This is a genomic window from Vibrio sp. HA2012, assembly GCF_002812955.1.
Lineage (GTDB): Bacteria > Pseudomonadota > Gammaproteobacteria > Enterobacterales > Vibrionaceae > Vibrio.
Map to the genome: position 1 here is coordinate 115,967 of NZ_PFXK01000007.1, position 12,876 is coordinate 128,842.

A 12,876-nucleotide genomic window follows, 5' to 3' on the forward strand; every position below is an offset into this window, starting at 1 on the left:
CAAATTATTCCTTTTATGCTTCTAAATTAATTTGGAAGCGACATATCTCAGCTTTTGTTATTGATTCCAATGAAACCCTGTCGCCTTGAATAATACCAGGTATACTTAAAGACGATGGTTTTAGTCCATGTAAATATAAAGTTAAATTTTTTATTTCGCCTTCAATAGTTACTTCTAACTCTGTTAAATTACGTGTCACACAAACATTAACTTCTTTTTTATTATCAGAATTGATAATTTTGCTGTGTGCTGTACATCCTTCAGATAATTGATATAAATGAAATTGTGCATTTGCAATAAAATCATAGTCAACTTCAGTCTGATTAATGCTAGAAGCCAATAAAGTATTAGGTCGAACATACAAAGGTAAACTCATAAAATCATAAGTTTCTTTATGCCATTTTCCACCCTTAACTACTTTTCCTGTGAGTAAATGAGTCCATTCCCCTTCAGGCAAATAATAACTAACATCGCCTTTTTCACTGAAAACTGGAGCAACTAATAAACTATCACCAAGCATATATTGAAGATCCAAGGTGTGTGTTGTGAGATCATTTTCAAACTCAAGCCACATTGCACGCATCATCGGTATGCCAGTCTCTTTGGCTTGATGAGCCATGGAGTACAAATAAGGCATCAGATTTGCCTTCAATTTAGTGAAGCTTCGCACTACATCACAAGATTCTTCATCATAAGCCCATGGCACACGGTAAGATTTACTGCCATGCAAACGACTATGACTTGAAAGTAAACCAAAAGCACACCAACGTTTATACAAATGAGCTGGTGCCGTATTTTCAAAACCGCCGATGTCATGACTCCAGAAGCCAAAACCAGACAGACCTAAAGAGAGTCCGCCACGTAAACTTTCAGCCATGGATTCATAAGTTGCATAACAATCCCCTCCCCAGTGAACCGGAAATTGTTGACTACCTGCCGTGGCTGAACGAGCAAATAAAGCGGCCTGATACTGCCCTAATTTACGTTCTAAAACCCGGTACACCAATTCGTTATATAAGAAGGTGTAATAGTTATGCATTTTCTGAGGACATGCCCCATTAAACCACTGAACGTCCGTCGGAATACGTTCACCAAAATCGGTTTTAAAACTATCAACCCCCATGTCAATAAGTCGTTCTAGATGAGACTCATACCACTGACAAGCCTCAGGATTGGTAAAATCAACAATCCCCATACCTGCTTGCCAATGATCCCACTGCCACACATCACCTGTAAGATTTTTAAGCAAATATCCTTTTTGTGCTGCTTCTTCAAATAATGGTGACTTTTGACCTAGGTAAGAATTTATCCAGACACATATCTTCAGTCCTTTTGCTTTCAAACGCGTTAGCATGGCTTCAGGATCAGGGAATGTCTTATCGTCCCATTGAAAATCGCACCATTGATATGGTTTCATCCAAAAACAATCAAAATGAAATACATGAAGGGGTAAATCACGTTCAATCATTCCATCAATAAATGAATTAACCGTAGCTTCATCATAATTAGTAGTAAATGATGTTGTTAACCAAAGACCAAATGTCCAAGCTGGTGGTAACCCTGGCCGGCCAGAAATCTGAGTATAATTATTGAGTACATCTTTTCCTGTAGGACCATCGATGACATAGTAGGAAAGGTATTCACCTTCAACACTGAACTGAACCTTGGACACTTTTTCTGAGGCTATTTCAAAAGAAACATTTTCAGGGTGATCAACAAATACACCATATCCTTTGTTTGTTATATAGAAAGGAATATTTTTATAAGCTTGTTCTGTACTTGTACCACCATCTTTATTCCAGGTTTCTACTTGCTGGCCATTTTTCACCAAAGCCGTAAAACGCTCACCAAGTCCATACACTAACTCACCGACGCCAAGATCCAACCGCTCAAAAAAATAATTTTTCCCGGCTTGCTTATCTACTGCATAACCGGATGATTTAGCGGTTGATTTAGTCACTTCTACACCATCTCGGTAGAAAGTTATTCCCCAAATGTTCTTTGCAATATGAGCTTCTAAATTACCATTCTTGACAATGAGGACATCCTCAGAATCAGTTACTTCAAATTCGATATCATATTTTGCTAATTCAAAATGAGGTTTTTTATTTCGCTTACCCTTAAAATGTTCGTAACGAACACCAATTACGTTAGCAATAGGAGCCGTTAATGTGATGGTAAAGAGCGGAGAACCAATCTGGTTTTCTCTGATTTTTCCATCGATAGGAGAAACATAAATCACAATCTCATTACTTGAAGCAATTTGATACTCAAAGGTATGCACTGGTGATATGAGGTTTAAGTTTTCTTGGATTAACCAGTTACCATCACTGATTTTCATACATGATCCCTTATTCAATAGATTTAGTCTTATTTTTAATAAAATTCTTATAGTTTCTAATTCAAAGTTAAATTGCTCAAATCAACAATTGATTTACGATATTTTTCAAATGTGACCTGAATCACCAATAACTTTTTTCATTTTCAACAATGATAATAAACACCTTAACAATAAGAAATCCAATGCAATAATTATGTTCTTTAAGTTGCATCAGAATAAACAATTTGAATAACTCAAATATAAAAAAACGCAATTGAATAATTGATAAATATTCTGAAATATACAAACAATATAAAAATGACATTATTGAGGAATATGGAATGGTCAAATACTTTAAGAATATAGACAAAATTAGATTCGAGGGAACGGAAACAAGAAATCCGTTAGCATTCAGATACTATGATCCTGAACGTATTATTTTAGGCAAACCAATGAAGGATCATCTTCGCTTCGCGGCCTGCTATTGGCATAGTTTCTGTTGGCAAGGTCATGATATTTTTGGTACTTCTTCATTTGACCGGTCATGGGCTCACTCAAACAATCCCATGGAAGCAGCAAAAATGAAAGCAGATGCTGCTTTTGAATTCTTCACAAAATTAGGTGTACCTTACTACTGCTTCCACGATGTCGATGTTGCTCCAGAAGGTCAGAATTTAACCGAATACACACAAAATTTTGCACAAATGGTTGATGTGTTAGAGCGTAAACAAGAAGAAACAGGTATGAAACTGCTATGGGGAACCGCAAATGCGTTTTCTCATCCACGCTATATGGCCGGTGCAGGAACGAATCCTGATCCTAAAGTTTTTTCTTATGCCGCTACACAAATATTCCATGCTATGGCTGCCACAAAACGTTTAAGTGGTGAAAACTACGTTTTATGGGGTGGACGAGAAGGCTATGAAACTTTACTCAACACAGATCTAAGGCAAGAACGAACCCAACTTGGACGTTTAATGCAAATGGTCGTAGAGCATAAGCATAAGATCGGTTTTAAAGGGACAATTTTGATTGAACCGAAGCCTCAAGAACCAACCAAGCATCAATACGATTACGATACAGCGACTGTTTATGGTTTCTTGAAACAATTTGGCTTAGAAAATGAAGTTAAAGTGAACATTGAAGCAAACCATGCAACTCTTGCGGGACATAGCTTCCATCATGAAATTGCAACAGCAACATCACTAGGTTTATTCGGCTCTATTGATGCCAACCGCGGTGATGCTCAACTGGGTTGGGATACAGACCAATTTCCTAACAGTGTTGAGGAAAACACATTAGTAATGTACGAAATTCTGAAATCTGGGGGCTTTACGACTGGAGGTCTAAATTTTGATGCTCGCCTTCGTCGTCCTTCTATCGATAATGAAGACCTATTCCATGGTCATATTGGTGGTATGGATACAATGGCACTATCTCTTCTCAGAGCAGCGAAAATGATTGAAGACGATGTATTATCTATGCACGTAGCCAAACGCTATGCCGATTGGAATAACGATTTAGGTAAGGCCATCCTTAATGGTGATTTTTCACTTGAGTCTTTAGCAAAGCATGCAACTGAGGCTAATATCCAGCCAGTAAAACAATCTGGCCGTCAAGAGTATTTAGAAAACATAGTCAATCGTTTTATCTTTGACTAATACTAATGACACTGTTTCGCATATTCCGGCTAAAGTACCGGAATATGCGATTATCTGGAATGGATAGGTATGTTGCAATACACCCCCCATACATTCCGCACCTACTTATCTGCATCGCATTTCTCTTTCCAGATATGGTACTAAAGAATTATCTTCCGAAATGACAGATTCTCTGTCCTTTACAGCCATTAAAGACAAGAAACAAACACTGACACGCTATGTGTTTGTCTAAAATAACTTTATTCGGATCTGGCATCATCAGAGATCCACTTCCTATACTGTAAAGAACGATGATCAGAATTCAGGATAAAATATGCTCTGGCGACTCTGTCTGGCTCTTTTTCTTTGCTTAAACATTAGCATGCCAAGCCATGCCGATGATTTATTGCGGATCGGCGTGTTAAGTAAACGCGGAGATAGCATAGTGCTGGAACGGTGGACAAGTACGGCTGATTACCTGACAGAACAACTTCCCGGCTACCGGTTTACCATTGTGCCGCTGGATTTTGACGCACTGGATGATGCCGTCGAAAATCAGGAAGTCGATTTTGTGATAACCAATACGCTTTACTTTGCCGAGCTGGAGCATAGTCTTGGGGTCACCCGTATTGCGACCCTGAAAAATCTTGGCCTGAAAAACGAAGTGCTGACCAACTTTGGCGGGGTGATTTTTGTCCGTAAAGAAAGCGCTATCGAATCATTAAGCCAGTTACGGGGCAAAAAATTTGGTGCCGTTGAACAAAACTCCTTTGGTGGTTGGGTAATGGCGCGTAAAGAACTACGCAATAACGGATTAGAACAGGAAGATTTCTCACAACTTGAATTTTTAAAAACACATGATCAGGTCGTCTACGCCGTATTGGACGGCCGTATTGATGCTGGAACCGTCCGGACTGACACTCTGGAGCGTATGGCACAGGAAAATCTGCTCAGTCTGGAGCAAATCCGGGTTCTGGAACCGAAACATCATCCGGACTTTCCTTATCTGGTTTCCACCGACCTCTATCCTGAATGGCCGTTTGCCAGCCTGCCATCGGTCAGTGCCGACATCGCTCAGCAGGTATTACTGGCCTTACTTAACATGCCCTCAACTAGTAAAGCCGCTCTGGATGCCAGAATTGCAGGGTGGTCATCTCCACTTGATTATTCCAAAGTGGACATGTTGCTTCAGGAGTTCGGACTTGGGCCATACTCCGGTATGGTTGAAGAGATCGTGGTAAAAGAACGGGACATTACGTTTACAGATATCTGGAATACAGAAGAAATCCTGCTGGCACTGGTACTGCTGATATCGTTCGGGGCATTAATGTACCGTTATTACCGGCGAACCAGATTACTGGATATCAAATTGTCTACGTTTAATATCTTACTGATAGCCTTTGAACTGACCGTTATTCTGTTCCTGATCGTTGAAATCCTAATCCTCGACCGTCTGGAAAATACGCTCTCAGAAGCAAGCCAACAACGATTTAATATGGTGACAACTGCAGATGAACTCCGTCAGAGTTCTGATGATCTGACTCACTATGCCCGCGCCTATGCAGTAACAAGTAACCGTGAATTTAAACGCAGATATGAACACATTTTGGATATCAGGAACGGAATTGCCCCCAGACCCGTTAATTATCAGGACATCTATTGGGATCTGAATGCAGAATCCAGAAAGAAACGGCACCCGGATGGAGAAACTCGCTCTCTGAAAGCACTCATTCACGCCCTACCTTTTAGCGAAAGTGAGCAACGCAGGTTACTGCAATCAGAGCAATACTCGAACAACCTGGTTAATCTGGAAAAACGTGCCTTTTCTGCTGTAGAGAAGGGAAATAACGAGCAAGCGACATCCCTTCTCTTTTCCGATGAGTATTATGCGGCCAAGCATGAGATTATGCTGCCTATCGATCAGATGATGTCGATACTGGAAGTCCGTACCCAGGCTGAAATTGACACTATATCCAGACAAGTACACCGCCAGTTCAATTACCTGCTGGGGCTCAGCCTGATTTTTATTCTCGGTAACCTTCTGGCGTACTGGTTATTGCGTAAAAAAATCAATCAGCCGGTTGCCTATCTGACGGATGTCATCCGCCATTTTCGATTAAATCATAAAGGGATTGAAGAGAAACATTTTTACCGGGATGAAGTCGGTCTGATGATTGAACAATACTTTACTATGCAGCAGACCATTCAAGCAGCAAATCAGCAACTTGAAGAGATGTTTTCCCGCACACGGGAGTCCATAGAATACGCAGCCCTGATCCAGAATGTATTAATACCAACAACCGACACATTTGAGCGGTATTTCGATGAAACTTTTACCCTGTGGCAGCCCAAAGATGTCGTTGGCGGCGATATTTTCCTGCTGGAAGAAATGAGCAATGAAGATGAAGTACTGCTGATGGTCATTGATTGCACCGGGCATGGCGTAGCCGGGGCATTTGTTACCATGTTGGTTAAAGCTATTGAACGGCATACGGTCAGCATGATGCAGAAGAATCATGAAAAAGTGAGCCCAGCCAGAATGCTCTCGGTATTTAACCGTTCGATTAAAAACCTGCTGAAACAACACGGACCGGAAGCAGCATCGAATGTAGGTTTTGATGGAGGGATCCTTTTCTATGACCGCCGCAACAGTCTGATCCGCTTTGCAGGAGCAAACTGTTCACTTTATCAGAGCGATGACACAACCGTAGAAATCATTAAAGGCAACCGTCATTCCATCGGCTACAAATCGTCAGATATAGAGTATGAGTTCACTGACCATGAAATACCGATTAACCGGCCGATGAACTTTTATCTGCCTACCGATGGTTATATTGATCAAAACGGTGGTGAAAAAGGTTTCCCGTTCGGGAAAACAAACTTTGTTAAGTTGATTAAGCAATACAGTAATAAACCGATGGAGCAACAGTATAGTCTGTTTGCTCAGGCTCTCAGAGATTATCAGGGTGATGAGGTTATCAATGATGATATTACTCTGGTTGCGTTCAGCGTCCATCCGACGACAGATGACACCGGAAAAGAGCTATCAGACTGAGGAGAAAAACAACCATGCGTTACGCAAATCTGGAACAGATGTTAGATGAAGACGGAATCGTTTTTCTGTCCTACGGAGGATTTCTGACTCAGACGCTCATTTCCGGAATGACAGAAGCACTGGAAAAAGAAGCCGCCAGTACCGACTTAAGCCAGAAAGTATCGAATAATATCTTTACGATCTTTATCGAACTCTCCCAGAACATTATGAATTACGCCAAAACCCATCCAGAAGTAAACGGCAATCATTTTTGTAATAAAAGCCTGATGGTGGTCGGGCAAAATCCGAAAACAAATGGCTACTATATTATCAGCCGCAATCAAATCGATGAATCTGACAAACATAAAATTGAAACACGTCTTGCTGAGGTAGAAGGGTTAAGTAAAGATGAACTGCGAGTCCTATACCGGGAAAAACGCAAACAAAACAGGGATACGGAAGGCAACGGTGCCGGTATCGGTTTTATCGAGGTTGCCCGTCGTTGTGATCAGATTGAACACTACTTTTCTCCGCTAGAAGGGAAAAAATACAATTTCACCGTTAAAGTAACTATCAATAAATAGCAGAGGAGTGCGTTCACCGTGGAAAAGCTATATATTGCCGCGACACAATATACTCCGGAGATTAGTATGGATCCTGTCGGAGTCATTTCGCTGAAGGGTAAGTCTTACCCTGAAAATACATTCGAATTCTATACCCCTGTAATGCAATGGTTAGAGACCTACTTTGACGGGAATTCAGCCCCGCAAACAACCGTTAATATGGAAATCATTTATTTTAACTCCAGTTCATCTAAATTATTTTTTGATTTCTTTGATGTTCTTGATGAAAACAAGGGAAATAGTGAGATCAAAGTCGCCTGGTTTTTTGACCGTGAAAACGAATCGGCAGAGGAAGCAGGGGAAGATTTTCGTGATGATTTCGAGTCACTCGACTTTCAGTTGATAGCCAAAGAAAATAAAAGGCCATAAACGATGTACAGCAGCGATAAAAAGCTGATTGAAGAGCTTGAAGAATTACAGGACAGTTTTGCCCAAACAACCAATAAAATCATTCGGGATCTCCATCGACAACATAAAATCATGGAGCGGAGTGATAAACGTCAGCGTCAGGAATATGACGAGCTGCAACGCCGTCTGGAAGAAGTAGAACGCCTGCAAAAAGAGATAGAAGAGACCCAGAAAGAGGTCATTTTTACTATGGGTGCTATCGGTGAAAGCCGCTCGAAGGAAACGGGCAATCACGTAAAGCGAGTTGCCGAATACTCTAAAATGCTGGCTCTCTACTATGGTTTGCCTGAACGAGAAGCGGAAATGCTAAAGCAAGCCTCCCCCATGCACGATATCGGTAAAGTAGCGATTCCTGATTCAATTTTAAACAAACCGGGCAGGCTGACCGACGACGAATTTGAGGTCATAAAAAACCATGCCGCATTGGGGCATGAATTACTGTGTCACTCAAAACGCGTGTTACTGACTTGTGCCGCAATAGTTGCTTATGAACACCATGAAAAATGGGATGGAAGTGGCTACCCCCGTGGTGCTGCTGGTGAAGATATTCATATTTATGGCCGGATTACAGCTCTTGCGGATGTATTCGATGCACTGAGTAATGATCGTTGCTACAAAAAAGCCTGGCCGGATGATGAGATCTTCACCTATCTGAAAGATCAGCGCGGTGTCCATTTTGACCCCCGGTTAATCGATCTGTTTTTTGAGCATCTGGATGAATTTATTCGTGTCAGAGATGCATTCAAAGATGAAACTAATAGCGGCTCCGAATAAAAAAACAGACCCGGGAAAACCCCGGGCCCGAAGGCCTTCAACGATATAAACCGAAGGAAAGAGCTACAAAAAAACAGGTCCTTGCTATGACATAAAACGCCATAGCAGAGCAATAAAACCATTAAGCCACTAAAGCAGCCGCTTCGCGGGTCAAACGGGCAAGTTCATCCCAATCACCAGCTTCAATCAGTTTTTTATCCACCATCCAGGTACCACCACAGGCAATCACACGCGGAATAGCCAGGTAATCATTCACATTTGCCGGATTCACCCCACCGGTCGGCATGATCTGAATATCACCATAAGGTGCCAGCAGCGATTTCAGCATATTGATACCACCGGAAGCCTCTGCCGGGAAAAACTTCAGGGTCGTCAGCCCCATTTCCAGTGCCGCTTCGATAGTGCTCGGATTGTTAACGCCCGGAACGATATCAATACCGGCTTCCTGACAAGCTTTTACCGTGTTCGGGTTGAAACCGGGAGAAACGACAAATGACGCTCCGGCTTCTTTCGCCGCCAGTACCTGCTCTTTATTCAGAACCGTACCCGCGCCAATCAGCATATCCGGTTGAGCTGCACGCAGCAGACGGATCGCTTCTACTGCAGCTTCTGTACGAAAAGTGATTTCAGCTGCAGGCAGACCGTTTTCAGCCAATACCTTACCCAGCGGGATAATATCTTCCGCTTTATCAATGGCGATCACCGGAATGATCTTAATCTTTTTCAGCTGTTCGGTTGTGCTAATCATAGTTATTCCTCACTTTAATCTTATTGGGTTAGCTGTGCGGTAATCGCTTTCGGTATGATGGCACCTTTATGCTGGATCACCAGCCCTGCCATCTGGTTACCACACTGACATGCCTGCACCAGAGTGGCTCCTCTGGCATAAGCAGCCAGAAAACCACCGTTGAAAGAATCACCCGCAGAGGTGGTATCCACGACGTTATCTACCGGAACTGTCGGCACATAAACAGCCTCTTCCGATGCAGCAAAATCCTGAACCACACAGCCTTCCGCGCCCAGTTTAATGATGGCTTGTTTTACACCGCTCTCTTTCAATCTGGTCAGCGTCACTTCAGGGCTTTCATCTCCCCAGATCAGTTGCTCGTCATCAAAGGTCACCAGAGCCAGACTGGTAGTGGCAAATTGCTGCTGATAGAGGCATTTTACCGTTTCATTGTTGTCATCAGGCCATAATGTCGGACGGAAATTACTGTCAAATGCAATCTCAATCCCCTGCCCGGAAAGTTCCTGCAACAGTAGCAGCAGAGCTTTCCGATCCTCATCCGGCAGAATAGCCAGACTAATGCCGCTGATAAACACAATATCCATCGTCAGCAAAGCCTCTTTGACCCGATTAAAATCCGAGTGTTGCAGTAAGTAACGAGCAGCTGACTGGCTACGCCAGTACAGAAAACTGCGTTCACCATGCTCATCAACCTGAATCATATACAGCCCCGGAGAACGGGCAGGATCGCTCAATACCAGATCGGTACGGATCCCTTCTTCCTGCCAGCGGGAAATCATTCCCGCACTGATAGGATCACACCCCATCGCCGTGACATAAAAGAGTTCAAGTTCACTGCCGGCTGAACGGGAAAGATAAACGGCAGCGTTTAACGTATCGCCTCCGAATGTCTGAGTCATTGCACCAAACGGTTCACCATTCAGCTCTATCATACATTCGCCAATCAGGGCTATTTTCATACTATCCTCTCGCTCGGGCTGCAAAAATTGACGCAGCAGAGCCCCTCCGCACATATAAAGCACGGTGGAACTACTTATTAAAATGAATGGCTGCTTCTCAGGCAGCGTGATCAGACTCGCCGGTTAACGGTCAGATATATTTGGTCGGATCATCCTGAAACAGGTATTTATCGTAAGGGTTGTCTTCACTGGAAGACGCTTCATACAATGCCTGTTTGGTACTTTCCAGATGACTCCACATCGCTTTTTGGGTCGCTTCCGGTGATTTCATCAGCAAGGCGTTCATGATCTGACTGTGTTCATCATCCCAGGCATTCAGGTTGGATGAATCGATATGCTCATGCAGTTTCAGCCATAACGGATTGCGTTCACGCCCCAGCCACATCAACTGAACAATAACCGCCAGCACCGAATTATTGGTAATACTGGCCAGCTTGTAATGAAATTCCCGATCCCACTGAGAATCACGCCGGTCTTCATCTTCCACGCCCGCCTGCCAGATACGGTTCAGTTCATCCAGATCCCCTTTGGTCACCTGTGAAGCCGCGAACCCGGCAATCGCACATTCGATCAGTTGCCGGGCCTGCAACATTTCAAACGGACCGGCGGTCCTGATCTCTTCCACGGCATGACGAACAAATTGTTCAAACTCATCGTTCGGCTGACTGCTGGATTCCGGATTATTACTGACAACCAGTATCCCTGAACCTTTACGGACTTCGACATACCCTTCCAGTTCCAGCATGATGATCGCTTCGCGGACAACAGTACGGCTGACGTTAAATTCTTCCGCAATCAGCCTTTCCGGAGGAAGTTTCTGACCTACCGGATACTTTTCCGAGATAATCAGTTCCCGAATCTGCTCCCCCAGAGACTGATATAATCTCTTACTACTCATCGTATCTCCACAAAGCTATCTATCTAATAAAAAAGTTATTATACCACTGCCATTGGAAGAACCCAGCGATGTCTGATGATCGGGATAGCAATTTGTCATATAACTTTATGTTGTCAGACCATTTTGCCGGAAACCAAACGGCTATCCCTCCACACGACCTGATTGATTACTGATACAGGCCAAAGAACCGCGGCAGGAACAGTGTTATTTCGGGAATATAAGTGATAAGCCCCAGACTGATCAGCAGCGATACAAAGAACGGCAACATAGGTTTAATCAAACGTTGTAACTGAACATTTGCAACCGAGCAGCCGACAAACAGAGCACTTCCCACAGGCGGAGTACACAGGCCGATACACAGGTTCATCACCATCATGATGCCGAAGTGTACCGGATCCACACCTAAGTCTTTTACAATCGGCAAGAAGATTGGGGTGAAGATCAGTACCGCCGGAGTCATATCCATAAAAATACCCACAATCAGCAGAATGACGTTGATGATCAGCAGAATGATTACCGGATCTTCTGATAATGTCAGCAAAGTATCACTGATCAGGAATGGAATATCAGCAAACGTCATCGCCCATGACATGCCCACCGAGATACCAATCAGCAGCAGCACGATAGAGGTGGTCACAATGGATTCCAGCACAATCTTCGGCAGATCCTTCAGTTTAATTTCCCGGTAAATCACTACGGACAAAATAAATGTATATACCACAGCCACCGCCGAAGCTTCTGTTGCTGTAAAGATACCACCCAGAATACCACCCATCACGACAACCACCAGCAGCAGGCTGGGAATCGCATCCATCAGGGCTTTGAAAGCAATCGCCAACGTCGGACGCTCGGAAACCGGGTAGCCTTTTTTCATGGAGATCACCGTACCAACCGCCACCAGAGACAGCCCCATCATAATGCCCGGCAGATATCCGGCCATAAATAATGTGGCGACCGAAAGGCCACCGGCACTCAGGGCATAGATAATCAGTACGTTTGACGGTGGGATCAACAGGCCGGTGATACAGGAAGTCACGTTAACCGCCGCTGAATAAGCCGGATCATAACCCGCTTTTTTCTGTAACGGTGTCATGGTGCCACCGACAGCCGCCGCGGCCGCAACAGCAGAACCGGAGATAGAACCGAACATCATATTGGCCATCACGTTCACGTGACCAAGTGAACCCGGCATGCGACCTACCAGTACCTGAGAAAGATTGATCAGACGGTGTGCAATACCACCGTTATTCATCAGGATACCGGCCAGGATAAAGAATGGGATCGCCAAAAGAGAGAAGCTATCCAGGCCCACTGCCAGTTTCTGTCCCACGACCACAAAAACGGTTTCTACCGGCAGCATCATTGCACCGGAAGCCAGCGTTGCAAGACCAATCGCAAACGAAATCGGCACGCCCAGAAAAACCAAAGCAAAAAAGCTTCCGAACATGACTGCTGAAATCTGCCAATCCATA

General features: G+C 43.6%; 10 protein-coding genes. 5 read left to right on the top strand and 5 right to left on the bottom strand.

Annotated features, from left to right (window positions below; all coding sequences use genetic code 11):
* Positions 1 to 13: 13 nt before the first annotated feature.
* Positions 14 to 2,341, bottom strand: coding sequence for an alpha-xylosidase (gene yicI / locus CSW98_RS13550; protein ID WP_100801010.1), 2,328 nt, complete (start codon positions 2,339 to 2,341; stop codon positions 14 to 16).
* 320 nt (positions 2,342 to 2,661) lie between these two features.
* Here yicI and xylA point away from each other — a divergent pair, with 320 nt between their 5' ends.
* The 5 genes from xylA (at position 2,662) to CSW98_RS13575 (ending at position 8,799) form a co-directional block, all read left to right on the top strand.
* The gene (gene xylA, locus CSW98_RS13555; RefSeq protein ID WP_100801011.1) at positions 2,662 to 3,981 is read left to right on the top strand and encodes a xylose isomerase; all 1,320 of its coding nucleotides are present in this window, start codon (positions 2,662 to 2,664) and stop codon (positions 3,979 to 3,981) included.
* A gap of 313 nt (positions 3,982 to 4,294) precedes the next feature.
* Complete coding sequence (locus CSW98_RS13560) at positions 4,295 to 7,015, top strand: PhnD/SsuA/transferrin family substrate-binding protein (RefSeq protein ID WP_100801012.1); 2,721 nt, start codon at positions 4,295 to 4,297, stop codon at positions 7,013 to 7,015.
* 14 nt (positions 7,016 to 7,029) lie between these two features.
* The gene (locus CSW98_RS13565) at positions 7,030 to 7,578 is read left to right on the top strand and encodes a SiaB family protein kinase (RefSeq protein WP_100801013.1); all 549 of its coding nucleotides are present in this window, start codon (positions 7,030 to 7,032) and stop codon (positions 7,576 to 7,578) included.
* Between the two features lie 18 nt (positions 7,579 to 7,596).
* Positions 7,597 to 7,986: a DUF1987 domain-containing protein gene (locus tag CSW98_RS13570; RefSeq protein ID WP_100801014.1), complete on the top strand. Its 390-nt coding sequence runs from the start codon at positions 7,597 to 7,599 to the stop codon at positions 7,984 to 7,986.
* Positions 7,987 to 7,989: 3 nt separating this feature from the next.
* Positions 7,990 to 8,799 (top strand): HD-GYP domain-containing protein, encoded by an 810-nt coding sequence (locus tag CSW98_RS13575; protein ID WP_100801015.1) that lies wholly within the window; start codon positions 7,990 to 7,992, stop codon positions 8,797 to 8,799.
* Positions 8,800 to 8,920: 121 nt separating this feature from the next.
* On the opposite strand, the gene CSW98_RS13580 is transcribed toward CSW98_RS13575, so the two are convergent.
* The 4 genes from CSW98_RS13580 to CSW98_RS13595 all read right to left on the bottom strand — a co-directional run bounded on the left by CSW98_RS13580 (position 8,921) and on the right by CSW98_RS13595 (position 12,875).
* Positions 8,921 to 9,547 carry a bifunctional 4-hydroxy-2-oxoglutarate aldolase/2-dehydro-3-deoxy-phosphogluconate aldolase gene (locus CSW98_RS13580; RefSeq protein WP_100801016.1) on the bottom strand — a complete coding sequence of 209 codons (627 nt, stop codon included), beginning with the start codon at positions 9,545 to 9,547 and terminating at the stop codon, positions 8,921 to 8,923.
* A 20-nt stretch (positions 9,548 to 9,567) separates the two neighbouring features.
* Positions 9,568 to 10,506 carry a sugar kinase gene (locus CSW98_RS13585; RefSeq protein WP_100801017.1) on the bottom strand — a complete coding sequence of 313 codons (939 nt, stop codon included), beginning with the start codon at positions 10,504 to 10,506 and terminating at the stop codon, positions 9,568 to 9,570.
* 130 nt (positions 10,507 to 10,636) lie between these two features.
* Complete coding sequence (locus CSW98_RS13590) at positions 10,637 to 11,404, bottom strand: FCD domain-containing protein (RefSeq protein WP_100801018.1); 768 nt, start codon at positions 11,402 to 11,404, stop codon at positions 10,637 to 10,639.
* Positions 11,405 to 11,570: 166 nt separating this feature from the next.
* Positions 11,571 to 12,875, bottom strand: a complete 1,305-nt coding sequence (locus CSW98_RS13595) for a TRAP transporter large permease (protein ID WP_100801019.1) — start codon at positions 12,873 to 12,875, stop codon at positions 11,571 to 11,573.
* Between the last annotated feature and the right edge of the window lies 1 nt (position 12,876).